28 protein-coding genes and 1 pseudogene are annotated in these 25325 nt (G+C 35.2%); 9 read left to right on the top strand and 20 right to left on the bottom strand.

The features are described from left to right. Window positions 1-46: 46 nt before the first annotated feature. The 4 genes from DW114_RS06880 to DW114_RS06865 all read right to left on the bottom strand — a co-directional run bounded on the left by DW114_RS06880 (window position 47) and on the right by DW114_RS06865 (window position 3871). Window positions 47-283 (bottom strand): hypothetical protein, encoded by a 237-nt coding sequence (locus tag DW114_RS06880; RefSeq protein WP_117453035.1) that lies wholly within the window; start codon window positions 281-283, stop codon window positions 47-49. Window positions 284-300: 17 nt separating this feature from the next. Beyond that, window positions 301-1815 carry a serine hydrolase gene (locus DW114_RS06875; RefSeq protein ID WP_117453034.1) on the bottom strand — a complete coding sequence of 505 codons (1515 nt, stop codon included), beginning with the start codon at window positions 1813-1815 and terminating at the stop codon, window positions 301-303. A 221-nt stretch (window positions 1816-2036) separates the two neighbouring features. Continuing rightward, window positions 2037-2687 carry a hypothetical protein gene (locus tag DW114_RS06870; protein WP_117453033.1) on the bottom strand — a complete coding sequence of 217 codons (651 nt, stop codon included), beginning with the start codon at window positions 2685-2687 and terminating at the stop codon, window positions 2037-2039. 113 nt (window positions 2688-2800) lie between these two features. Continuing rightward, entirely contained in the window at window positions 2801-3871 is a 1071-nt protein-coding gene (locus DW114_RS06865; protein ID WP_117453032.1) for a tyrosine-type recombinase/integrase, read from the bottom strand. Window positions 3872-4120: 249 nt separating this feature from the next. On the opposite strand from DW114_RS06865, the gene DW114_RS06860 reads away from it, so the two are divergent. The 6 genes and pseudogenes from DW114_RS06860 to DW114_RS06835 all read left to right on the top strand — a co-directional run bounded on the left by DW114_RS06860 (window position 4121) and on the right by DW114_RS06835 (window position 9568). Further along, the gene (locus DW114_RS06860) at window positions 4121-4942 is read left to right on the top strand and encodes a PTS sugar transporter subunit IIC (protein ID WP_117453031.1); all 822 of its coding nucleotides are present in this window, start codon (window positions 4121-4123) and stop codon (window positions 4940-4942) included. Continuing rightward, a complete protein-coding gene (locus DW114_RS06855) occupies window positions 4932-5936 on the top strand; it encodes a PTS system mannose/fructose/sorbose family transporter subunit IID (protein WP_117453030.1) in 1005 nt (334 codons plus the stop codon). The genes DW114_RS06860 and DW114_RS06855 overlap by 11 nt, the downstream gene beginning before the upstream one ends. Window positions 5937-6044: 108 nt before the next feature. Further along, entirely contained in the window at window positions 6045-6710 is a 666-nt protein-coding gene (locus tag DW114_RS06850) for a hypothetical protein (protein ID WP_117453029.1), read from the top strand. A 233-nt stretch (window positions 6711-6943) separates the two neighbouring features. Continuing rightward, entirely contained in the window at window positions 6944-7765 is an 822-nt protein-coding gene (locus DW114_RS06845; RefSeq protein WP_117453028.1) for a PTS mannose/fructose/sorbose/N-acetylgalactosamine transporter subunit IIC, read from the top strand. Beyond that, window positions 7755-8756 (top strand): annotated as a pseudogene (locus DW114_RS06840) (PTS system mannose/fructose/sorbose family transporter subunit IID). Before DW114_RS06845 ends, DW114_RS06840 begins: the two are co-directional and overlap by 11 nt. A 113-nt stretch (window positions 8757-8869) precedes the next feature. Then, window positions 8870-9568, top strand: coding sequence for a hypothetical protein (locus DW114_RS06835; RefSeq protein WP_117453027.1), 699 nt, complete (start codon window positions 8870-8872; stop codon window positions 9566-9568). A gap of 83 nt (window positions 9569-9651) precedes the next feature. On the opposite strand, the gene DW114_RS06830 is transcribed toward DW114_RS06835, so the two are convergent. Genes DW114_RS06830 through agaB form a run of 3 tightly spaced genes read right to left on the bottom strand, consistent with a single transcriptional unit; the run spans window position 9652 to window position 11892 of the window. Beyond that, window positions 9652-10560 (bottom strand): PTS system mannose/fructose/sorbose family transporter subunit IID, encoded by a 909-nt coding sequence (locus DW114_RS06830; RefSeq protein WP_117453026.1) that lies wholly within the window; start codon window positions 10558-10560, stop codon window positions 9652-9654. Further along, the gene (locus DW114_RS06825) at window positions 10550-11356 is read right to left on the bottom strand and encodes a PTS mannose/fructose/sorbose/N-acetylgalactosamine transporter subunit IIC (protein WP_117453025.1); all 807 of its coding nucleotides are present in this window, start codon (window positions 11354-11356) and stop codon (window positions 10550-10552) included. The genes DW114_RS06830 and DW114_RS06825 overlap by 11 nt, the downstream gene beginning before the upstream one ends. Window positions 11357-11415: 59 nt before the next feature. Then, a complete protein-coding gene (gene agaB / locus DW114_RS06820; RefSeq protein WP_117453024.1) occupies window positions 11416-11892 on the bottom strand; it encodes a PTS galactosamine transporter subunit IIB in 477 nt (158 codons plus the stop codon). Window positions 11893-12311: 419 nt separating this feature from the next. Between agaB and DW114_RS06815 the strand changes: the two genes are divergently transcribed. Both DW114_RS06815 and DW114_RS06810 read left to right on the top strand, forming a co-directional pair. Further along, window positions 12312-13484, top strand: a complete 1173-nt coding sequence (locus DW114_RS06815; RefSeq protein WP_117453023.1) for a helix-turn-helix transcriptional regulator — start codon at window positions 12312-12314, stop codon at window positions 13482-13484. Between the two features lie 87 nt (window positions 13485-13571). Next, window positions 13572-14414 carry an SWIM zinc finger family protein gene (locus DW114_RS06810; protein WP_117453022.1) on the top strand — a complete coding sequence of 281 codons (843 nt, stop codon included), beginning with the start codon at window positions 13572-13574 and terminating at the stop codon, window positions 14412-14414. A 29-nt stretch (window positions 14415-14443) separates the two neighbouring features. Here the strand turns inward: DW114_RS06810 and yajC are convergent, their stop codons facing one another. The 3 genes from yajC to DW114_RS06795 are packed head-to-tail and all read right to left on the bottom strand — an operon-like array spanning window position 14444 to window position 16392. Continuing rightward, window positions 14444-14743, bottom strand: a complete 300-nt coding sequence (gene yajC, locus DW114_RS06805) for a preprotein translocase subunit YajC (RefSeq protein ID WP_117453021.1) — start codon at window positions 14741-14743, stop codon at window positions 14444-14446. 10 nt (window positions 14744-14753) lie between these two features. Then, window positions 14754-15182: a PTS galactosamine/N-acetylgalactosamine transporter subunit IIA gene (gene agaF / locus DW114_RS06800; RefSeq protein ID WP_117453020.1), complete on the bottom strand. Its 429-nt coding sequence runs from the start codon at window positions 15180-15182 to the stop codon at window positions 14754-14756. A 31-nt stretch (window positions 15183-15213) separates the two neighbouring features. Continuing rightward, window positions 15214-16392: an SIS domain-containing protein gene (locus DW114_RS06795; protein ID WP_117453019.1), complete on the bottom strand. Its 1179-nt coding sequence runs from the start codon at window positions 16390-16392 to the stop codon at window positions 15214-15216. A gap of 183 nt (window positions 16393-16575) precedes the next feature. On the opposite strand from DW114_RS06795, the gene DW114_RS06790 reads away from it, so the two are divergent. After that, entirely contained in the window at window positions 16576-17118 is a 543-nt protein-coding gene (locus DW114_RS06790; RefSeq protein WP_117453018.1) for a hypothetical protein, read from the top strand. A 69-nt stretch (window positions 17119-17187) separates the two neighbouring features. Here DW114_RS06790 and DW114_RS06785 read toward each other — a convergent pair whose 3' ends face one another. The 10 genes from DW114_RS06785 to lgt form a co-directional block, all read right to left on the bottom strand. Further along, window positions 17188-18111: a GNAT family N-acetyltransferase gene (locus DW114_RS06785; RefSeq protein ID WP_233509485.1), complete on the bottom strand. Its 924-nt coding sequence runs from the start codon at window positions 18109-18111 to the stop codon at window positions 17188-17190. Beyond that, entirely contained in the window at window positions 18095-18373 is a 279-nt protein-coding gene (locus DW114_RS06780) for a hypothetical protein (protein ID WP_117453017.1), read from the bottom strand. Before DW114_RS06780 ends, DW114_RS06785 begins: the two co-directional genes overlap by 17 nt. A gap of 68 nt (window positions 18374-18441) precedes the next feature. Then, entirely contained in the window at window positions 18442-18744 is a 303-nt protein-coding gene (locus DW114_RS06775; RefSeq protein ID WP_233509486.1) for a helix-turn-helix domain-containing protein, read from the bottom strand. A 62-nt stretch (window positions 18745-18806) separates the two neighbouring features. Next, a complete protein-coding gene (locus DW114_RS06770; RefSeq protein WP_117453016.1) occupies window positions 18807-19322 on the bottom strand; it encodes a nuclease in 516 nt (171 codons plus the stop codon). Between the two features lie 38 nt (window positions 19323-19360). Continuing rightward, entirely contained in the window at window positions 19361-20302 is a 942-nt protein-coding gene (gene whiA, locus DW114_RS06765) for a DNA-binding protein WhiA (protein ID WP_117453015.1), read from the bottom strand. A 2-nt stretch (window positions 20303-20304) separates the two neighbouring features. Beyond that, a complete protein-coding gene (locus DW114_RS06760; RefSeq protein ID WP_117453014.1) occupies window positions 20305-21249 on the bottom strand; it encodes a gluconeogenesis factor YvcK family protein in 945 nt (314 codons plus the stop codon). Between the two features lie 4 nt (window positions 21250-21253). Next, entirely contained in the window at window positions 21254-22108 is an 855-nt protein-coding gene (gene rapZ / locus DW114_RS06755; protein ID WP_117453013.1) for an RNase adapter RapZ, read from the bottom strand. A 70-nt stretch (window positions 22109-22178) separates the two neighbouring features. After that, window positions 22179-22772 (bottom strand): hypothetical protein, encoded by a 594-nt coding sequence (locus tag DW114_RS06750; protein ID WP_117453012.1) that lies wholly within the window; start codon window positions 22770-22772, stop codon window positions 22179-22181. Window positions 22773-22950: 178 nt separating this feature from the next. Beyond that, on the bottom strand, window positions 22951-23871 hold the full coding sequence (gene trxB, locus DW114_RS06745; RefSeq protein ID WP_117453011.1) for a thioredoxin-disulfide reductase: 921 nt from the start codon (window positions 23869-23871) through the stop codon (window positions 22951-22953). Then, window positions 23850-25322 (bottom strand): prolipoprotein diacylglyceryl transferase, encoded by a 1473-nt coding sequence (lgt, locus tag DW114_RS06740; protein WP_117453010.1) that lies wholly within the window; start codon window positions 25320-25322, stop codon window positions 23850-23852. Before lgt ends, trxB begins: the two co-directional genes overlap by 22 nt. Window positions 25323-25325: the final 3 nt, after the last annotated feature.

Genomic DNA, 25325 nt, shown 5'->3' with positions numbered 1-25325 from the left:
AAGACAGGATATGAAACGAAATATTCATATCCTGCTCATCTAAGCATTAACAATGACCATCTAAATACATTTGTTCCTGATCTTGATATTTCTTTGCTTCCTCCTCACTTAAGAAAATAGTATGATGTATTTGGGAAGAATCTAAAATATGCAGACCACCACAACCTCCATAGCCTTCAATACTGAATGTTTCATGCTCCTTTGTTTTTTTCAGGTCAATTACTTTTCCACTCATTGCAAAACCATTTACTAGAAAATATACCTGCATGCCTTCTTTTAACATATCTATTTCTCCTTTCCTTAATATATGTTCGCAGCTTCACGAACCAGATCTTCTAAAAGTTTCTGCATCTTTTGAATTATTGGATGATTTTCCATACCATATGGTGCAGCTAGTTTCTGACTCTTTACAAATCCTAGCCAGATGCTTCCTGCCTCATCACGCCAAACACCAATTTTTAATGGCAACTCCAACGCAATGCTTTGATCCACCTGCATTAAATGGGTACCAACAGATGGAGCACCAAATACCAGAATCGTTGTTTCTCTTAAATCCATTTGTACATCTCTTGCATTTTGTGCATGATCGAATTTCGCAAATACTGGAATATCTCGTTTCTTTAACGCTTTTTCTAATCGTTCTATCGTTTCAGATACAGAAAACTGACTTTCCATCAAATATAGATGTTGATCATCATAATTCGTAGATAATAAATCTCCAAATGCGCCTGCAATTTTTCTTGCCAGATTAGTGAAATCAATACCTTCTTTATTCGCAAGCAAGGTTACACATACCAGTTCGTTTGGATCTGTAAAACGGCTCAAAAACATTGAATAACCGGGAATACTGCCTTTGATATCCATCAATCCACGATGATTATAAAACTGCCATCCTGCAACAGCCGGTATTTCTTTTCCATTAGCCAAAGTCCATGGTCCATATACCAAACGACGATTTTGAGGTTCATGAATCAATACACCACCAGCAAGCGCAATATCCCAATAAGAAATATCCTGTGCACTTGCCCACAAATCATGATAACCTTTCATGCCGTTTGCCTTTTTCACATCGATTTTATTTCCATCCTGATCATAGCTTTCTGCTATTTCTGTTGGATCAATCATTTCACTGTGCAATTTAAACAATTGATGAACCGGATTATTTTCTGTAATGTCCTCATGATGAAATGCATCTAAATCCTCATAGAAACCAGTATGTTTTAAACCAAGATAATCAATTTGATGTTTCCAGATAAAGTCATGATAGCTTATATGAGTGACACGTTCAATGATTTCACTTAATACCAAGAAGTTTGTGGCACTTTGTTCAACATCTTCATTTGGCATAAAATGCAGTTTATCTTCTACAAGCATCATCGCTTCTTCAAAGTTTTCCTTACCTGTATACGCTTGTGCTTTTGTATAGTCACTGCAGCCACTTGCATGATGCATGGCATCTAATATGGTGATATCATTCATAAAAGCAGGCAGTTCTGGTATCCATTTTCTGATAGAATCTTGTAGATCCAATTGTTTTTCTTCATACAGCTGCATGATAGCGACTGCGGTAAATGCCTGAGATATGGCGCCAATTGGCCACATGGTATTTACACTGGCCAGACGTTTTGTTTTAATATCACTGCATCCATATCCCGCAACTCTTGGAATATAAGGTGCCTGCACAATAGACAGCGTTAATCCATCAATTTCCTCCTGCTTCATAAAATCAATAATCATCTGGTCAACACTGAAATTCAAATAACTTACATCATAATCTCCACGTTGCTTTACAACTGTATGTTCCTTTGTATTCATAAAAATACTCCTTCCCAAAGACATCCTTCGATATCTTTATCATGAATGCGAAACGCTTACTGCTTGTGTTACTTGATACATGATCTTATCTGCCATATCATCGCCTCTTAACTGTAACTTTTATTATTACATTTATATCATAACTTGTGTATCTCTGTTCGTCAATTCATATACACTCAAAAAAAATACCATACAGATGTATGATATTTCTCGTTTTATGATTAAGCTAATTTGTGTGTAAGTTCTTCTACATGTTCTTTTGCGGATTTTGCATAATAATGGGATTCATTAAAACATCCTAAACAGCTTTGAAAATATGCCTGCGCCATCTCCCAGTTTCCCATTTGTTCATATTGTTCTCCAATATAATAAGCGCATGCGCCAAGTTCAAATGAACGAAGTGTTTCAACCAATGCTTCCATTTCTTCTAAATCTTCACTGTTCTTATGAAAATTGACATCAAAAGCATACTGGCTTACTTTTTTAAAATTGACATCCGTACTATTCATGATTTTGTCCAAAATAGCCTGTGCCGCCTCTTCATTTTGCTGATATAGATATAAATGATAATATGTTTCCATTATATCTTTTTTATTTTCTTCATTTACTTCATTTTTATATACGTTAAACAAAACTGACAGAAATTCAGAAGTTTCCATTTTCAGAAAGCTTGCCCGCAATAAATATAAATCACATGTATGTGATAACAACATTTTACGATTCCATTTGTTTTCTGCCATGGAAATCACAGCATCATAGTTTTTAGCTTCTAAACATGCATTGATCATCTTCAGTTTTGACTTTCTGATCATATCAAGGGAAAAGACTCCAATTAAAATAATTCCTATAATCAAAATGGATAATGTACTCATAATTTTTACCTCAATTCTAATGTCATTATTATACTATATTTTACCGGTAAAGGACATTGCTTTTTTATAGATGTTTTTTTACTATTTATCTTGTAGCTAACAAATAGCTAACACTAATCAAGAGCATTGATTGCTTTACGTAATTGAATTAAATCTTTGTGCGTATAAATCTTTTCCGTCATGGCATAAGATGAATGCCCAATCAGCTTTTTGATACTTGTTGCATTCGCATTTGCATTAGATAAACGTGTCGCAAAAGTATGACGACAATCATGTGGTAAATGATCCATATTCAATTTCTTCATGATAGGATCAAAGTACATATAACGATAATGATGATAATTGATTTTTTCATTGGTTTTTGGATGACGGAATAAATACTCATCTTTTGAATTCCAGTGCTTCATAACATATGGCACAATCAGGTTATGTAATGGCACCATACGGTTCTTTCCTGCTTCTGTTTTACTTCCACCTGTGATTGTCATCGTCTTTAAATTAACATCTTCATTCTTTATCTCAAATAATTCTCCAACGCGAAACCCTGTATAAATCATAATCAAAATCGTATCCACAAATGGTATTTCATCATGACGGAATAACTTTTTGATTTCACCTTCAGTAAAAGGTTTATGGATATCTTCAGTTTCTTCTTTCCGATTGATCATGACGTATTTTGCGTAATTTTTCGTGATTATATCATTTTGCATCGCATATTCACATACTGACACCATCAGACTTTTTAATTTTAAATCACTCGCCACAGAAAGCTCACTTTCATCCATGATCTGTTGAAAATGCATCGTCTTTAAATCTGCGATTTTCATATGTTTAATTGCCTCACATTTGGCATATGCAGCCTTATATCCATTTACCGCATTCTGGCTTAAATTTTTATATTTCATTTTTGACCATTGATCATAGATATTTTCAAAAGTTAATGCACCCAGCTTTTGCAGTTCTTCAAAAAGAACGGGATTTCGATTATATTTCCATAAAGAAAATTCTGCGGCCTCCTGACTTTCATAAAATCCGATAATTTTACGTTTCTGTTTATATTTAGATTCACTTTGTTCAATACTTGTCGTGACACATGCGACCCATGGTCGTCTACGATTTCCTTTCAGCTTATAGACACTACCCATGCCATTTGCCTTTTTTATCGTCTTTTTCTTACTCGACATGTCTACACTCCCTCAGAATATTACTTTTCCTTCTACTATACGATACAATGTTCTACTATCTAAATCAATTATATCAGGGAGTGTAGCAAACAAGTAGCTAACATATTTTTTCAAGAATTAATCTTTAGACCCTTTCATTTACAGTATTTTCCTTGATTTATTAATTTATAAGCGAATTCTTTAAATAAGAAATAAATAGATATTTCAAATTATTTAATCTCAAGAATTAAGTAATGAAAGGAGAAAAAAATGGATGTAAATTTTATACAGGCACTATTGATTTTCGTAGTTGCATTTATCATGGGTATTGACCAGTTCAGTTTCCTTGAATCATTGTATCAACCTATCGTTTTAGGCCCAATTATTGGTGCAATCTTAGGAAATTTTGAATTAGGTATTGTTGTTGGTGGTGCTTATCAGTTAGTTCAGATTGGTAGTATGCCAATTGGTGGTGCACAGCCACCTAACGCAATCATGGGAACATTGATGACCGCAGTGTTTGCTGTATCTATGCAGTTAGAACCAACTGCTGAAGGTGTCGGTTTAGCGGTTGGTTTAGCTATCCCATTTGCAGTATTTGGACAGTATGCAGTTACTTTAACATTTACGATCATGTCAGGTTTAATGGCAAAAGCTGATAAAGCTGCAGAAGAAGCAGATGTAAAAGCTATCGCTACAATCAACTATACTGAAATGGCTATCTTAGGTGTGTTGTTTGGTGTATTGGCTGTTGCTGGTGTTTATAGTGGAAAAATCTTAGGTGAAACATTACGTGACTTATCATTCCAATTCTCTTGGGTGATGGCTGGTTTAGATGCTGCTGGTGGAGCAATGAAGTTTGTTGGTTTCGCTATCCTGATGAAAGTTATGATGTCAAGTCAGATGTGGGGTTTCCTGTTTGCTGGATTTGTAATGGCAAATGTTTGCCAGAATATCCCTGCATTAAGTGGGGCAACTTTGTTATTGAGCGCATTTGTTGGTCTTGCAATCGCATTGTATGACTACCAGGTTCATTCAAAAATCAAAGAAAGCGCTGGATCAAATGTAGGAGGTGTTTCTGATGGCATATAATATTCCTGAAAAATATCAAGATTTGACACCTGCTGCTCAACTTGATAAGAAAACTTTAAACAAAATTGTATGGATGTCTTGTTTCCTTCAAGCTTCATTCAACTATGAAAGAATGCAGGCTTGTCGTTGGTTATGGGGTATCTTACCTGGCTTACAGAAAATTCATACAAACAAAGAAGATTTAAAAGCTTCTATGGCTCACAACCTGGACTTCTTAAATACTCACCCATTCTTAGTAACATTCGTTATGGGTATCGTATTATCACTTGAACAAAACAAAGCAGATACTCAAACAATTCGTTCTGTACGTATCTCTGCAGCTGGTCCATTAGGCGGTATCGGTGATGCATTGTTCTGGTTGACATTAGTGCCAATCACTGCGGGTATTACTGCTAATATGGCATTAAATAACAAGAGTATTATTGGTGCTATCTTATTCTTGGCAATCTTTAATGCTGTACAGTTCGCAATTCGTTATTTCTTGATGCACTGGTCTTATAACTTAGGTACAAAAGCAGTTACAATGTTAACTTCTAATGCAAAAGAATTTACTCGTGCAGCCAGCATTCTTGGTATTTTCACAGTAGGTGCATTAATTGCTAACTATGGTACGACTTCATTACGTATCATGATTGTTGATCCTGCAATCAACGTGCAATCATTATTAGATGGTATTCTTCCTAAATTAATACCATTATTGATTACTGTTGGTTTGTACTTCCTAATCAAAAAAGGATGGACACCTATCAAATGTATTATCCTGATTCTGATTACTGGTATCATTGGTTGTGCATTTGGTATCTTTGCTGGTGATTCTAAAGCAATCGACGCTGATGGCCACCCTATTCCTGGTGGATATAACCCATTAGTTCAATGGTATGATTATCCTGCACCTGCAGCACCTGAAAAAACAGGACAACAGGCTTGGGATGCATTACAGAACGTTGTTGATCAGTTGGCTAAAGAAGGTACAACTGTTACTATGCCAGAATAATTAAACGATAGAAAGCACTCTCCAATCTATTAACTGCAAAAGGTCATGGATAATCATGACCTTTTCTCTTAAAACTATAATAAATTTTATAAAGTTGAGGTCGATATTATGAGTACGATTACCATATTTATTGTTGCACTAGCTGTTTTTTTCACATTATTATATCAAGTGTTAAAGCGTATTGCATTGAGCATGTTACAGAAAAGTCTTGCAAAACAAGATTATGCGACGGTTATCACAGTTGCTGATATGGGGTTAAACAGGCGTTTATTAAAAGATTATCTTTGTGACTTATATAAACTAAGAGCTTATTATCTTGATAAAAATGAAGATGAATTTGATAAACAATTAGATCATATGATTCAGCAAAAAGGATATAAGCTTGAAGATAAAAAAGATTTTCTTACCAATTATTTCCACACTTTTTTAATTAAAGAAAATAAAAAATACGCAAATAAACTTTTAAAAGGGATACAGCTTATAGGTGATTCTGATTTTAGCATATACAATGAACAGGCATATGAAGTCATCTTTGAAAAGCGTACAGATTTAATCGATACTATGGTTGATGAAATTAATTCTAAAAAATACTATGGGTTTCCCCTAGGAGTTATCGTATATACCATAGCTAGACAATATTTATATTTAAATGACATGGAACATGCATTGATATATTTTCAGAATGCATTGGTCTGTTTTCATCCAAAATCCATATATGTTCCAGTAATCAATGATTATATCAAAGAGTTACAAGCACAAGAAAAAAGCACCTAAAAAATCAAGTTATTCAAGTCATTAATTTCAGTATTTACTGCATATTGAAATTAATGACTTTTTTATTTTTACGCAATTATAGTTATCTTCGTATAAACATTTAATTTCATGTGATATTTAAATATATTTCTAATTTATTTAATAAATTAAAAATGTTGCCTGGTTATTTAAATAAGAATTAAAAAATTTCAAATTATTTAATTGTAAGAATTAAGTAATGAAAGGAGAAAAAAATGGATGTAAATATTATACAGGCTTTATTGGTCTTTGTAGTAGGATTTATCATGGGTATTGACCAGTTTAGCTTCTTAGAATCATTGTATCAGCCAATCGTTACATGTCCAATTATTGGTTTGATCCTTGGTAACTTTGAATTAGGTATCGTTGTTGGTGGTGCTTACCAGTTGATTCAGATTGGTAGTATGCCTATCGGTGGAGCTCAGCCACCTAACGCAATTCTGGGTGGAATTATGGCAACTGTATTCGCTGTATCATTAAACATGGAAGCAACAGCTGATGGTGTTGGTGCAGCAATGGGTCTTGCTATTCCATTCGCAGTATTCGGACAGTATGCAGTAACTTTGACATTTACAATCATGTCAGGTTTAATGGCTAAAGCTGATGATTATGCAGCAAATGCTGATGTAAAAGGTATCCGTAATATCAACTTTATGGAAATGGGTATCTTAGGTGTCCTGTTTGGTGCTTTGGCTGTAGCTGGTTTATATGGTGGTACTGCTTTAGGTGCAACATTAAAAGACTTCTCATTCCAGTTCTCTTGGGTAATGGCTGGTTTAGATGCTGCTGGTGGAGCAATGAAGTTTGTTGGTTTCGCTATCCTGATGAAAGTTATGATGTCAGGCGAAATGTGGGGCTTCCTGCTTGCTGGTTTCGCAATGGCAGTTATCTGCAATAACATCGCTGCAGTTTCTGGCGCAACTCTGTTATTGTGTGCATTTGTTGGTGTTGCAATCGCTCTTTACGATTACCAGATTCACACAAAGATCAAAGAAAGTGCTGGATCAAATGTAGGAGGTGTTTCTGATGGCATATAATATTCCTGAAAAATATCAAGATTTGACACCTGCTGCTCAACTTGATAATAAAACATTGAACAAAATGGTATTGATGTCTTGATTCCTTCAGGCTTCATTCAACTATGAAAGAATGCAGGCTTGTGGTTGGTTATGGGGTATCTTACCTGGTTTACAGAAAATTCATACAAACAAAGAAGATTTAAAAGCTTCTATGGCTCACAACCTAGACTTCTTAAATACTCACCCATTCTTAGTAACATTCGTTATGGGTATTGTATTATCACTTGAACAAAACAAAGCAGATACTGCAACAATTCGTTCTGTACGTATCTCTGCAGCTGGTCCATTAGGTGGTATCGGTGATGCATTGTTCTGGTTGACATTAGTACCAATTACAGCTGGTTTAACAGCTAATATCGCAATGGAAGGTAATATCTTAGGTGCTATCATGTTCCTTATTATCTTCAACGTTGTTCAGTTCGTTGTTCGTTGGTGGTTAATGCACTGGTCTTATAGCTTAGGTACAAAAGCAGTTACAATGTTGACTTCTAATGCAAAAGAATTCACACGTGCAGCTTCTATCTTAGGTATCTTCGTTGTTGGTGGTTTAATCGCTGCTTATGGTACAACTTCTTTACGTATCATTGTTGGTAACCCTGCAATTAATATTCAGGGATTGATTGATGGTATCCTTCCTAAATTAATTCCATTATTGATTACATTAGGTATTTACGCATTAATCAAAAAAGGATGGACTCCTGTTAAATGTATCCTTCTGATTTTGGTTTGTGGTATCGTTGGTTGTGCATTCGGTATCTTTGCTGGTGATTCTAAAGCAATGGATTCTGATGGAAATACTATTCCTGGTGGATATAACCCACTTGTTCAATGGTATGACTACCCAGCTCCAGCTCCAGCAGAAAAGACTGGACAGCAGGCTTGGGATGCTGTTAAGAGTGTTGTTGATCAGTTAGCTAAATCTGGTGTAACTGTAACAATGCCAGAATAGTTTAAAACAATAGAAAGGCAACTCTCCGTTCTATGTAATGCTAGTAGGCATTTAAAGGTCATGAACTTTCATGACCTTTTTCTTAAAATTTAGAAAAGTCGAGGAATAAATCTATGAACCCAATTACGATTGCTTTGTTTATTATGATTGCATTGATTGCTCTTGTTTACTTAGGAATGAAACAATTTAGTTTAAATAACATGAAAAAAGCGTTAAACCGCCAAGATTATGAAACTGCAGTTAAAATATCTGATATGAAGGTAAGCAGAAGATTACTAGGTGAATTTGTATGTGATTTGCATAAAATCAGAGCTTACTATCTAGCAAAAGATGTAGAGAATTTTGATGAACTGCTAAATAAAATGATTCATAATTATAACTATGGCGATGAAAACAAAAAAGAATTTCTAACCACATATTATCATACTTTCCTTTTGAAAAAGAATCAAAAATATGCAGATCTTTTACTGGAAGGTATTAGAGAAACAAGAGATCAAAGATATATCGTTTATAATGAACAGGCATATGAGGTTGTATTCCATAAGCGTAGTGATTTATTAGAAATCATGGATCAACAGATAGATTCCAAGAAATATTATGGATTTCCTCTTGGTGTAATTGTTTATTATATGGCAATACAATACCTTTATCTTAATGATAAAGAGCATGCACTGATATATTTTAAAAATGCATTGGTTTGTTTTCATCCAAAATCAATATATGTGCCATTTGTAAAGGATTATATTAAACAATTAGAAGATGAGATCAGCGAAGAAAAAGCACGTATTGACGAAAGTATGACAACATATTAAATAAAATAAAGAGCCAAAATCGTAAGATTCTGACTCTTTTTTCATTAAGATAGATATAGTTAGAGAGCTATGGTAACTATAATTTACCCAATTACATTCCAAGGAACTGGAACTAATGGTGTATAAGTGCCAGCCCAGATACCGAAGATAGCTCCAACAATACCAATTACTAGGAATAATAAGATACATTTACTTGGTGTCCAGCCTTTTTTCTTGATTAAGAAATAGCACATTAATGTAAACAGTAATGGAATAATACAAGGCAAGATTTTATTCAAGTAATCCTGAATATTGATGAATACATCAACCATTTCACCAGTAGCAGCATCTAGTGTCTGACCATTTGGAATAGAGATACCTAATTTAGTTCCTCCACCATAGTTAGCAATCAATGCTCCAATTACGAATACACCAAGGATAGATGCAGCACGAGAGAATTCTTTCGCATTTGCTGTCATCATAGAAACAGCTTTTGTACCTAAGTTATAAGACCAATATAATAAGCCATAACGAAGAGCCATTTCAACACCGAAGGCAATAATGAAATACAGAATTGGTCCCATAATATTGTGGTCGATTGCCATGTTAGCAGTCATACCAGCAGTAATAGGAATTAGTGTAAACCAGAATAATGCATCACCAATACCACCTAATGGAGCTGCAGTAGAAATACGTACAGAACGAATTGTCTGAATATCCATTTTCTGCTGTTCCATAGATAATACCATACCCATAACGAATGTTACCGCAAATGGGTGAGTATTTAAGAAGTCCATATTGTGTGTCATAGATGCAGCTAAGTCATCTTTATTTGTATGGATTTTCTGTAAACCTGGTAAGATAGCCCACAACCATCCAGCTGATTGCATACGTTCGTAGTTGAACGCAGCCTGCAACTGCATAGAACGCCATACCATTTTATTTAAAGTTTTATTATCAAGTCTGGCAGCAGGAGTCGTATCTTTGTAAGTTGTCATAGCACTAGATTCCATCACTCATACCTCCCATTCCGTTTCCAGCATTTTCTTTAATTGCTTTCTGAGTCAAGAAGTCGTTCAGAGCGATAGCAATACCGATAAATGCTACTAAGATCAATGCAGCATCAGCAAGAGCTGGTATATTACCAAACAGTTGAACAAGTGCGAAACCTGCTAACAGATAACCCCACATGTCGTTTGATAACATGATCTTCAATAAGATAGCGAAACCTACGAAACGCATCATACCGCCGGCTGCAGCAAGACCACCCATTAACCAGCTAGCACTCTGCTGTAAGTTAGTTAATGTTTCAGCCATAGCTGTACCACCAGTGTAAGCAACAATAGCGATTACTGCGAATAATGTACCCATACCTGCCATAGAGATATTTAATACATTTGTAATTCCTTTAGGATTTGCTTCAGCAGCAGCTTTGTCAGCTTTTACCATTAATCCAGACATAACTGTAAACATGATTGTTACAACGAATTGTCCGAAAGTAGCGAAGATCATAGCTGTACCTAATGCAGCGTTTGTATCCATGTGCGCTTTTACAGCAAACACCATAGCTACAACACTACCGATAACGGCGTTAGGTGGCTGTGCCCCACCAACTGGCATGTTACCAATCATAATCAACTCATAAGCACCACCAACGGCTAAACCTGTAGGCATATCGCCAAGAATTAGACCGATAATTGGACAAGCGATGATTGGACGGTATACGATTTCTGTCAATGAGAACTGGTCGATTGCGAACAGGAATGTTACTACGGCCAATAAGACACATTCAATAATATTAAAGTCCATATTTTTCTCCTTTCATTACTTAATTTTTTCAATTAAATAATTTGAATTTTTTTTAATTCTTATTTAAATAATTTGTCAATTGATTCAGCTGCAGTGTCTGGAACACGTTTGATTTCCAATTCTACACCTAAATCCTGTAATTCTTTGAAGCAAGCAACATCATCATCATTAACTGCTACTGATGTAGCCACCTGACGTTTACCCTCCGCCATGTGCATGTTTCCGATGTTTACTTTTTTAATTGGCACGCCGCCTTTCACTAGTCTTAATACATCCTGTGGATTTTCACAAATGATTGCGATTTTCTGTGCTGGACTAGCTTTGTCGATAATTGCACAAGTTTTTTCAATTGAGAAGAAACGTGTCTGTGCATAAGCTGGTGCAGCCATGTTCATCAATCCCTGACGGAATTCATCTTTAGATACTGCATCATTAGCAACCAACAATAAGTTAGCTCCTACAACTCCACACCACTGTGTAGCGACCTGTCCGTGAATTAAACGGTTGTCAATTCTTGTTAAAACGATATTTGGCATTTTTGCTCTCTCCCTTCTATCTTTTTTAACATGAACTTAATGCGTAAGCGATCTTTGATGAGGAAGATCTTTTACGAAAACCCTTTCATGAAGTTCATTAAAATTTTATGTCAAAACAAGTCAAAATGCTTTACACTTTTTATGTTTCGATTTGCACTTTTTAACAATTTAACATCTTTTTTTATATCAATTTAGACAAATTCAAAAAATTCTACATGCCGACCGCAAGATTTTACATATTCTTAAGGATTGTTAAGATTGCATGTATTTTTTTGTCTAAATCTATGATAATCTCATAAATGTAAACTCTTTCATCAACTTTTGAAAATTTGTAATAAAATTCTTATTTTTATGTTTCTTGCTTTTCTCTTTTCGGATGTTAAATTTTTTGATATACTTAAGGCAATGAGGTGATTTCGATGTTTAATAAAACTACCAGCTTTATTTTCAATCGTTATGGGGAAATCATAAACGATCTGTCACGCCTTCGCCAGAAAAAAATGAGTCATACGATTATCAAATTAAAAGATAAGGAATTTGATGTTTTTTATCAATATAATAAAGATGTATATATACGTGTTGAATCTGGTATCGTCATGCTTGTCGTCAGTAATGATGATACCTGTAAAGAATTTGAACGATTTGTCATCCATCGTTTTATTAAAGTTAAAGCCGGTGTGAAATTCAATTTTCTTTGTATTTCCAATAATGCAAAAGTCATGATGGAAACAGATCCAAAAACCAAACGTACAACTGTAGATACTTTTGGAAAAATCCCAATTGTATATGAACCTATTACACCCTCCTTTGATATTAAAGAAATTCTTGGATATTATTATCAGGTACGTAATGCGAATTACACCTTCCCTGGAGAAAGCCACGATTATTGGGAGCTTACATTCATCGATAATGGTGAATTAGCAACAACCGTTGATGATGAACCTTATGAATTAGGTGAAATGGATTTAATCTTATTCTCGCCAGGGCAATATCACACACAAAAAACAGGGCATAGCCAGTCTGTATCTTACCTGACAATCCTATTTGATATGGAGATGGCTGATCCTTACTTAATAACAAATCGTGTATACCATGCACATCGTGATATTCACAATGCATTAAATGAATTTATCAAAGTAAGCAATAATGATATGATGTATGACAGTGAACTAATGCTATGTTATTTAAAAGAACTGATCATTCGTGTATTACAATATGATTTCTTAAATTCATCACCAATTGCTTCTACACCAATGCAGCAACGATTTGAAAATGAATTATTAAATGAGATTATCATTTATATCAATGATACGATATACGAGCAATTAACGATAGAAGAAATATGTCATAAGTTCTCCATATCACGAAGCAGTTTACAAACATTATTTAAAAACAATTTAAATGTTGCGCCAAAACAATATATCAGCGATTTAAAATTGAAGAAAAGCAAACTGTTGATCAAAGAAAGTATGTACACCATCAGTGAAATTGCCAGTATGCTGGGATTTACTAGCATTCATTACTTTTCAAGAAAATTTAAGCAGCAATATGGCATTACGCCTACAGACTATGCCAAAACAATTTACAATTAGACATGAATTTCATGTCTTTTTTTTCATTCTTACAAGAATGATGTAACAATATGCTATATACTTTAAATATAAGGAGGTATGCTCGAGATGAAAATCTATTTTGAAGATCAGTTCATGCCAGCTATATTAGAAAGAGGATATACCTATTTTTCAGAAAATCACGTACATGATGTAATTGTGGATGATAACACATATTCAGCTACAATATTGGGTAGTGAAATTTATGAAACATCTGTTACTGTGGAAAATAACACAGTAATATCCATGGAGTGTGATTGCCCTTTTGCAAGTGAGCATGGAAATTGTAAACATATGGCTGCTTTGTGTTATACCATCGAATCTTCGATAGTTGGAATAAAATATGAGGAACAAATCAAAAAATTAATTGCATCCTTAACTGAAGAAGAAATGTGCAATATATTAATTAAATTATGTAAAAAAGAGGAGAACTATGATATGGTGAAAAATATGCAAAAGCCACATGCTATCGATGATTTGTTACTACAACAGATTGACGATCTTTTGGAACAATTACAATACCCTTTGAATTATAATCAAATGATGAAGTGCTTTAATGAAACTGAAAAAATTATAAACAAACTACACAAATTGTCAACAGCTGATCAGTTTCCTTATCTGCTGTCATTGATGGAATTAAAAAATCTGGATGAGAATGAAAATTTCTATGAATTTTATGAAGAAGTAAAAGAAATGTTTTATGATGGAATTTATGATGAAGAACCAATATATTTAGATTGGTTCTGGGAACAAATGTCGCATCCATCCACATGCGATGATGATATCTGGGATATTTTCTATGAATTATTTGATACGGATACATGTATGATTCATTTGAAAAACATGTTGTCAAATTGCGAAAATAAGGAAGATAAGAAGATTTTACAACAGGCTATAGACTCCTGTAACTGAAAAAAACCGGCAATTATGCCGGTTTTTAATTATTTTGCTTTTTTGTTAGAAAGAACTTCGCTGACTGCAAGTTTTGAAATTGTGAATTCAACACCTTTTGAAACTTCTACATTTAGATATTCTTCTCCAACTTTTGTGATTTTTCCTTTGATTCCTCCAGAGAATAGCACTTCTTTGCCTACTTTCATGCTATCTAAGCGCTCAATCATTGCTGTTCTGCTCTTCTTCATTGCTCTTGCACTATAGATGTAATAGAAAATCAAGAACAAAATAATCATTACAACAATGGTAAAGCTTGACCAGAAGATTGTGTTCCAATCAAATGTCATACGCTACACCTTAAATGCCATCTTCAGGAATATCCTGTTCAACTGGTTTAAATTCATAACGAACAACCTGGTCTTTTCCTGTATTCATAGCCATTTCTGTAAGTGCAGGTAATTCTTCGATAAATTTACGTGCCATATTTACTTCAATCATCATTGGAAGGTTAGTTCCTGCCAATACTTCAACATTACCCTTTGGATAACCAATAGTAACAGCTGTTTTAAATGGAGAACCTCCACCTAAATCAGATAATACTAAGATTCCTTCACAGTCTTTCAATTCATCAAAAGCTTTGTTTAATTCTCTTTCCAGATCTTCTACTGAATATTCTGGTAAAAAGTCTACTGCAACATATTTTTCTGGATCTCCTGCAATTAATTTTAATGAACTAGTAAGTCCTGTTGCAAAATTTCCGTGTCCTGTAACGATTAATCCGATCATATAATATCCTCGCTTTCTTATTTGATTTTTCTTACGCTTTTGTGTATGGGTGTAAAATAACACCTTTTACTACACGGTTTACTTCTCCACTTGGACATGGATTGTCTGGTGTAATACCATAAGATAATGATTTAAACAATGCCAATACCTGTGCAGCTGTAATATAATCAAATCCTAACAACATATTGTCGTGTTCTTCATTTAATTCAAATGCATATGCATAATCTACTAATTCAGCTACTTCTTTATCCATCTTGTTCATGATTGCAACAATTTTGTTACCTTTACGCTGAGCGCTCATTTCTTTGATTAAGTCAACTTCATACTGACGAGTGTATGCGTTGTCACTTACATAGATAACAGTTAATGTTTCATCATTGATGATAGATTTAGGTCCATGACGGAAGCCCATAGGTGTATCAAACATTGTAGCAACTTTACCAGCAGTTAATTCCAGCATTTTTAGCTGAGATTCCTGTGCAATACCTTTTAAAGCATTTGCACCAAGGTAAACAATACGGTTAAAGTTATAATCTTTTACGATATTTGCAAAGAATCCATAATCATTTGCTAATGATTTTTCAGCAGTTGTAATTACATCTTCTAATTCTGCTTTTACAGCATCTAAATTGTCTAAGCAGAAGCATAATAATGTAGCAAGCATCATATTTGAGAAGCTTGAAGTCATAGCAAAACTCTGGTCGTGAGTTTCAGGAGTTAAGTTAATTGCAAATGCATTATCGCGTTTTTCAGCAGCTTTACTTAATGCTCCTTCATGGTTACAAGTTACAAATAAATGATAAACGTTATTGCCACATACTTCATCAGCAACATCAACAGCACCTACGGATTCAGGAGAGTTTCCACTACGTCCAAAGCTGATCAAAAGTGTTGGTTTGTTCTGTGATAAGTAGTTTTCAGGAGTAGCAACGATATCTGTTGTACCAAAAGATTTTGTTTTGTAGTTTGTCAATTTGTTCAGGTAAGAATAAAGTGCATTTCCAACGAATTCACTTGTTCCAGCACCTGTAAGAATAATGTCGTAATCTTCATTTTTCGTTACGTTTTCGATGAATGCCTTTAATGCATCCTTATTGTCTTCGATTTGTTTGATTGTCTTTCTCCAAGTAGCTGGCTGCTGGTTAATCTCCGTTGCAGTAAAGATTCCTTTCAAACTTTCCCATTCTGTGTTGTCTTTTCCAAAAATCATGTTCATCGCTCCTTTTCTATGAAATCCTTTTCATTACGTCTTCATTATAAAACAATGGTTGTAAAAAAACAACGGATGAAATAAATCATTACTAATTTGTGCAAAATAATTATTAATTTATAGACTGGTTTTGCTAGACGAATAAAAGGTTTACATATATAATGATACCTAGAGGTGAATAAAATGGCGAGAAAAGGTAATAAATATCAAAAAGATGATAAATTAAAATTAGGTGGCATTCATATTTATGAAGATAGTCATGGACGTGCTGTGTATTATGATGTTTTCACAAAATGCGGATATGTGCTGGATGATCGTGAACAGGCTTATCGTCCCTATGCAATGCGTTTTGTAATCGGTATATTTGCGGCAGTATTAACTTATATGTTTGAGCTTCCTTTATGGATGTGTCTTGGGCTTGGTGTTGTCGCATATGGTGTCATGGAAGTAAAATTCCGTAAGTTCTTAAAAACTGTGCCACAAATGATTGATTTCAAACCAAAGAAACGTATTGGTCTTGTGGAAAGTGCCGCAGACGACACAAAAAACAGAATTTTATTGAAAGTGTTGTTATATTTTGCATTGGCAGTATTGATCATATTAAATGCTTATCAACAAAAATTCACTGGCTTTATGCTGGGATTAAATTATTTAATCTCTGTATTTGGTGTTGTATTTGGTATTATTCAGATAATGGCATTTGTTAAAAAAGGAAAAGAAGCATAAAACAATAGAGGTGACAGTTAATTTACGCTGTCACCTTTTCTATAAACAAAAAGCCTTCAAAATGAGGCTTTAATAGTATTCATGAAGCCATAATGGCTTTTTTAAGATTTCAAATGCTTCTCTTGCATTTTTTACCTGCTTATTAAAATATTTATTAAATAATTCATAATTGTTTACCCGTACCATCATAAATCCCTGCTTTTTGGGTATCGCAAGAGGAAATATCTTTTCTAAATGTTCTTTCTCGCTCACTTCAATTAAAATTTCTCTTTCAGGTTCACTGATTGCTTTCAACATTCTCATTAATGAGATACTATCCTGATAGATTGCTTCTTTAACCTGTATTTCATCTTTGATGATCTGATAGATCAAATACCCACATACGCCCTGTACAGGGTCACGATAAACAACCATGCGTTTTTCTTTTAATTCCAGCTCCTCTAATAAACGTTCATAATATGCAAGATCACGTATATAATACCCATCAAACTTCACAATAAAGCGTTTATATGCATACAACAATTGAGAAGCAGTTGCTTCTTTTTGCGTATGTAAACAGCTGACTTTATTTAATTCTTCCGATTTGATCAAAAAATGACGGTGGGCATATACTGTTTCAAAACCATATGGTGCATAAAGTTTTGGATTAAATGCTTTAATGAAGGTAAATAAATAGTTATGACTAGTTTCATCAAGTGCTGCCTCCATTAAGGTACGCATGTGTCCTCGTCGACGATAATCTGGCAGGGTGCTTACGCCAAGCAGGTATGCAATCGCAATCTTGCGAGCGCCAAATGAAATCACATGTTCATTCATTTGAATGGATGAAATTACTTTATTATCCTGTTCCTGTAGTAGACAGGTGCCCTGATCAAACAGGGTTTTGAAATAATAAGTCAGATAATTCTGGTTCTGGCTGGGATAGCTGGCTTTCCATAGCTCATAGACCTGTTTTTTATCTTCTAATGATGCTTCTTTAATCATCACTGTCATCTACACTCTCTGTAAATTCTACATCGATGATGTCATCGCTTGATGATGAAGAATGATAATATCCAGTATCATTGCGATCATCATAATAGGTTTGATCTTGTTCCATTTCATCCAGCTGTTTTTTTACTTTATGTCTTGCGTAAATACCATATATCAAAACAGCAATCACCAAAATCGCAAGCCCTGTTAATAAAATAGGGGCAATCCAGATAACTACCGCAATAATTGCGACAAATATTAATAATGAAATCAAAGTTTCCATATATCCACCAACTTTCTGTTTTTATTATACAGGAAACCTGTAAGATTGACAAACAAAGAGAGAGTATTTCACTCCCTCCAATTAAAAAATTCTTTTTCATGCACTTCCAGTGCTTTTGCAATCGTTTCTATTACCCGTAACGTGACATTTCGTTTTCCGTGTTCTATTTCCGAAATGTAATTCTGATGGAGGCCACATCTTTTGGCTAATTCCACCTGCGTAATACAACGTTTTCTTCTTAAGAGCTTTACATTCACTCCAAAGCGGGCTTCAATACGCATGGGTGTTTCTATAATGTCTTCTTGTTTCTGCTTACAGTTCTTCAACTCCTTTGGCAAAGCAGAGGAAGTGACCAGTGGTTTATGTTCCATAGTCCTCCCTTACCTTTCTTTAGTCGTATTGTAACATAAAACAGCCAAAAGAAAAACTATTTTTAATCATTTTTTTGCTTTTTTTTGTGTAAAAAAATGAACAGAAAAATACACCATACACAGGATAGTATAAAAAGGAAAATTGGTGCATTTTTCGCATGTGCCTTCTTAACAATAGGATCACTTTCAGGTGCCATAACGGTATCTGTTTTCTCTACATCTTCCATTTGTTTTTCATAAGTATATTCTGGATTTCTAATCTGGATATATGCCTCTTGCTGCTTGATGAGTTCTTCCTGCACAAGGGTATCATCCGCAAACAGATAGACTGGAAGAGGCGATGTAATTGCACTGGATGGATCTATTTCAATTGTGATTTTTTTCGCTGATGACAACAGGTCACAGGTTTTATTCCAGACAGCTTCATCTTTCATTTTGATGTTGAATAATGCAACAGGTACTTCTTCACCCTGAAGTTTTAATATGATTTCTTCGCTTTTACAAGAAACAAGCTCACCATGATAGCTGGTGGCATGAAGAAAAGGAAAAAGCGCTAGTAACAGTAGGATTTTTTTCATAAGTTTCACCCTTACTATTCTGCGCCTTTTTTCTTATTTTATACTTTACTGCGGTATTGCTCCGCCATATCTTTGATTTTTGCCAAACGATGCTTCATCCCTGACTTGGAAATAGATTCCCCATATTCCTGTTCACAGAATTCACAAAGCTCCACAAGACTTGCCTCTGGCAGTTGTTTTCTTGCATTGACTACATGCTGCAGCTTTTCTGGTAAAGAGTCAATGCCCTGATAATTTTCAATCCATTCAATATCTTCCAGCTGCTTCTTGCCAGCTGCCATACTCTTCATCTCATTGGCCAGTTCACAGTTATCTAAACGTGTTAAAGAATTCATGAAATCCCGCTGGATACGACTGTCCTCAAAGGCAAACAGTGCATCACTTGCGCCAATACAACGAAGGAAATCACCAATCTTATCACTAGCCTTTAAATATACAACTTCCTGATTTCTGCGTTTGATATATTTCGCAGGCATATCAAAGCGAAGCATAAGCTTTTGAATAAACTTCGCTAAAGATAAAGATGTTGTACTAATCTCTAAATGATAATTGCTTTTATTGGGTGAATTTACACTTCCTCCCGCAAGGAAGGCACCTGCTAAATATGCTCTGGCACAACATTCCTTTCGCACCATTTTTGCGCTAGGATGCTCTTGCAGACCATCATCTGTCAATATTTCCAAATCACGCAGGATTTCCATTGCTTTATTTTTCACACGGATCATATAAACATTGTTTTTCTTTAATTTCATCTTTTTCAAGACAGACAGTTGTGTATCTACCTGATACATCTCTTTTAACATTTTAAAGATACGTTTTGCGGTGTTTGCATTCTCTGTTTGTACATGTATCTGCATACCTTCACTTGTGAAATTCATCGTCGCACACATTTGAATCAATGCGGTCAATTCCGCTTTCTTACAACAGGCATGCAACTCATTTCCTGCTATTTCGGCTTTTACTTCCGTAGTAAATGACATAGTTATTCATCCTTATCTAACCATTCCTGAATCACATCACGAATCTTATTGGAATCATGACGGATCAGTTCATCTTCAAATGATAAAACATCTCTTTCCAATATCTTATAGGGATGATTTTCTTCTGCGATTTTCACAGGTTCACTTCCCATTTCTTTATATTTATATAAGATTTCTTCACTTGCACGATTGGTATGAGTAATGACCACATCAACCGCACCTGGAAAGCTGTGTTTTTCAATTGCTCTTACATGATCTTCCAATGAGAAACCATCTGTTTCTCCCGGCTGTGTCATGGCATTACAAAAATATATTTTTTTGGCTTTATTCATACGTACTTCTTCACTGATGCCATCCACAATCAAATTAGGCATGATTGACGTATATAAACTGCCAATCCCATATACAATCAAATCTGCTTCATGTATCGCCTGTAAAGCTTCTGTTGTCGGCTCTACCTTGGTTTCATAAAAAACATGATCAATATGGTTATTGAAAGCTGGTATATTGCTTTCTCCACGTACAATCGTACCTTCCTCCATCATCGCATATAAAGTGATGATATCCAAAGATGAAGGTATGATTTCACCTTTTACATTTAAGAATTTTGAGAAGGTGCGAATAGCTTCCATAAAACTGCCTGTCGTCTGCGTTAAAGCGGTCAATATCAGATTTCCCAGATTATGTCCGCCAACATCGCTTTCCTCTCCATCAAAACGAAAATTCATCAGACTGGTAAAAATCGTTTCCTCCTGTGCCATGGCGCACATGACATTACGTACATCTCCCATAGCCGGGATATGAAACTGACGGCGTATTCTCCCAGTACTTCCACCATCATCCGCTACTGTAACGATTGCACTCAGATTGATATCCTTGATTTGTTTCAATCCACGCATCATTACAGAAAGGCCGGTTCCTCCTCCGATTACTACAACGTTTTTCATCTAGTTATCCCACTTTCTTGTCCCTATGTGACTTATAGCAGTGAAACTGATCTTTATAATGATCATACAGCCAGTTGGTGATAGATACACTGCGGTGATGTCCACCCGTACATCCGATACCAATCGTTAAATGGTTTTTCTTTTCATTCTTATACTGTACAAACATATAATCCAGGAATGCTTTCAGTTGTCTGATAAATTCCTTCGTCTGATCAAAGCTCATCACATATTCATAGACAGGTGCGTCATCTCCTGTCTGATTTTTCAGTTCTTCTATATAATATGGATTTGGTAAGAATCTGACATCAAAAATAAGATCCGCATCTAATGGAACCCCATGTTTATATCCGAAGGATACAAAGGAAATAGAGAATACTTCATGACTGTTTAAAGAAAGTTTTTCCATCAGGACGGTTTTTAATTCCTGCTGGGATAACTTGGTGGTATCAATATGCAATACCGCACGTTCATTTAATGCATCAAACATATCACGTTCTACTTCTATCGCTTCTTCTAGCGTATTCGCTTTCTTGAATAACATCATTGGATGATGTCTTCTTGTAAATTTATAACGCAGCAGCAGCTTATCATTGCTGGCATCTAAGAATACCACACGTACATTCACATCAATATTTTCAAAATACTGAAGAAATTTAGGATAATCTAGTGCTGTTGTTGCCAATGCGATATTGGTATATCTTGGATCTGGTTTTGTATTTATGATTTCACCTAAAGAATCAATCAGCTGAACTGGAAAATTATCAATACAATGATATCCCATATCCTCCAAGATATTCATCGCAGTCGTTTTTCCGGCTCCTGACATTCCGGTTATCAATACAACATTCTGTTCGTTCATAAGGATCACCTCACCATAAGTTTACCACATGCGTGTAAGATGTGCCATATTTAATCTGATGTTATATGGATTATTGAATATCTGTGATGCTGTATTTCCCATTTTGTTTTTGTATTATAAAAATTTTTTCACACACTTCATACACCGACTGATCAATTGCTTTCTTCATTTCTTTGATCAGATATGGCGCCTGTTTGATTCTGGCAAAACGTTCCATTTCCTGCATATCTCCATGATCTCTAATCTGGATTATTTCTTTAAGATTACGCTCATCCTGCATAATACAACGTGCTATTCCATCATAATCAATGGCCTCTACATAATTTTGAAAGGATTTCGCACTGGCGATTTCCATCTGTACAAGTATCTGAAAAGTATCACCCTTGGCTGTATAAGATTCTATATGCCATGTTCGATATAAGTGTCCATATAAATAATGAATGAGCTTTTCAGCTTCTTTTGCGGTTTCTTCTCCATACATATCCTGATTAAGAAATTCGCGATAGCCATCATATAAGGAATCCAACATTGCCTGATATGTTTTAAAACAGGATTCACTCATCAACACTTGTAAGCCTTCCATGCTGCCTGCCTGTATATTTGTGAAAAAGTTTTCCACAATTTGAATTTCTGGTAGTTTCATTTGCATTTTAGAATATATCATGCCACATTACACCTTTCTTTTAAAAACTGGAATTTGCATTATCATATCATAAATTCAGGCTAAGGAACATAAAAATCGAAAAATTTGGATATCATGAGATAAATTGTAAGAATTTCGTAAAAAAATGATGTCCATATCCAAAACATGAAGAAAGCATCCGATAGGGATGCTTAAGAAATTATAGTTTTTTGATTTCGTGAAATGCGTGCTGTGCCGCAATTGCGCCATCATTTGTTGCTGTGACCACCTGACGCAGTTTCTTATCAATAACATCTCCGGCACCATAGATGCCTTTGACTTTTGTTTCACAGTTTTCATCAACAATCATATATCCTGCTTCATTTAATACTGGCAGACCTTCTAAGAAAGATGTTGCTGGATCTAATCCGATATATGGGAAGATTCCATGTGTTTTAATTTCTGTTTGTACATGTGTATCTACATTTTCCACAACTAGACCAATCACACGTTTTCCATCATCTACCACTTTTATCGGGATATGTTTCGTGACAATCGTGATTTTAGGATTCTTTTTAATCGTTTCTTGTACAATACTGTCTGCACGGAATACATCTCTTCGGATAACAATGTTAACACGTGATGCAAACTGTGTCAGATAATTTGCTTCTTCTAATGCAGAATTGCCACCACCAATGACTACAACCTCTTGATCTTTAAAAAATGCTCCATCGCATACCGCACAATAGCTGACCCCACGACCGACATTTTCTTCTTCTCCTGGAATATGCATCATACGTTCCTGGGTACCAGTAGCAACGATTACCGCTTTTGCTTCATAAATATTGCCATCATCACAAATAACTTTTTTGTATTCGCCATCTTCTACTTTTACTACATTGCCATAAAGATATTCTGCGCCAAACGCTGTAGAATGTTCAAACATATCACTTGCAAGTTTTGCACCATTCGTACTTGTGATACCCGGCCAATTGCTGATTTCATATGTTTTCACAAGTTTTCCACCAGGTGCCCCCATTTCCAGCATTGCTGTTTTTAAACCAGCTCTTGAACCATAGATAGCCGCAGACATTCCTGCCGGTCCTGCACCAATGATAATTAAATCGTAACGTCGCTCCATTCGTGATCCTCCTTTACCAGAGTTATTAACTCCTGCATATCGTTTATGATAGCACATGGATGTGTATCCTGCATTTGTTTTGCTCTTGATTTATCCAGCACAAATGCCACAGAGAAAGCACCCATTCGTTTTGCTGCTTCTATATCTGTTGGTGAATCCCCAACATAGATGACATCATCATGAGAACGTGGAATCATGGCGCAAGCCTTTAAGATCCCACTTGGATCAGGTTTTGGCTTAACCACATCTTCTCCACCTAATACAACTGTAAAATAAGAAGTAAGACCAGCACTTTCCAGTCCCATCATCACAACATCTTTTAATTTATTGCTCATTACCGCAACATCATAGCCCTGCTCCTTCAGATAATCCAATACCTGTTTCACATGTGGTACTTCTTTTATATAGTCATCATGATACTGGTGGTTAAATTCACGATAATATGCAATGATTCCATCTACCTGACTGGCATCAAAATATCGTAAAAAACTGTCTTTTAAGGTTGGTCCTAAAAAGCTTTGCAGTTCTTCTTCACTTAGGGTATAACCTGGCTTAAATTTTTCAAAAGTATGCCTAAAACTTGCGTAAATTAAATCTTTTGTATCCACTAGAGTGCCATCTAAATCAAATACCACAACAGGTTTTGCTTTTTTAAACAGCCATAAGTTATGAAACAGCTTATCCCATACACCCAGTATTCCACATAAACCGATTACGATTCCCACAATCGATACTACCTGTGCAATACGTAATGGTCCTAACATCAAAGAATCTGTACGCATGCCTTCCACAAAGAAACGCACCATACCATACCATGTTAGATAAGCCCATGCCATATCTCCACGTTTTTTACGCCCGTATTTTTTATAAACAAAGGAAATTAAGAAGAATCCAATCAGATTGCCAATGCTTTCAAATAGGAATGTAGGCTGACGATAATGTCCATCAATATACATATTGTCTTTGATAAAAGCTGGAAAATGATCATAGAAGGAATCCGCAACGATTCCACCATATGCTTCATGATTCATAAAGTTTCCCCAACGACCAATTGCCTGTGCTAGCATTACATTAGGAAATATTGCATCCGCAACACGCAGTCCATTGATACAATGTTTTTTAAAGTACCATACACCAAACAATACACCGGCAATCAAGCCTCCATGTATTGCCAATCCACCTTCCCATATATAGAATGCATGAATTGGATTTGCGGCATACTGATTACTCCATTCAAAAATTACATAATAAATTCTTGCGCCAATAATACTGATTGGCAGCATCATGATAAAGAAATTTAGAAACAGATCTTCATCATATCCCCATTTTTTTAACTGGCGAATAGATAAATGATACGCCAGGAATGCCCCTGTTAAAATAATGACAGCATACCAGGTCACACGAAGCGGTCCTATGGTTAATACTGTTTGCATATCTGGAAATAATGACATGAC

The sequence above is a fragment of the Absiella sp. AM09-50 genome (assembly GCF_003433845.1).
In the GTDB taxonomy this organism is placed as follows: domain Bacteria; phylum Bacillota_I; class Bacilli_A; order Erysipelotrichales; family Erysipelotrichaceae; genus Hoskinsella; species Hoskinsella hominis.
Note: the sequence above shows the minus strand (reverse complement) of the source record. Positions and strands in the feature narration are given on the sequence as shown.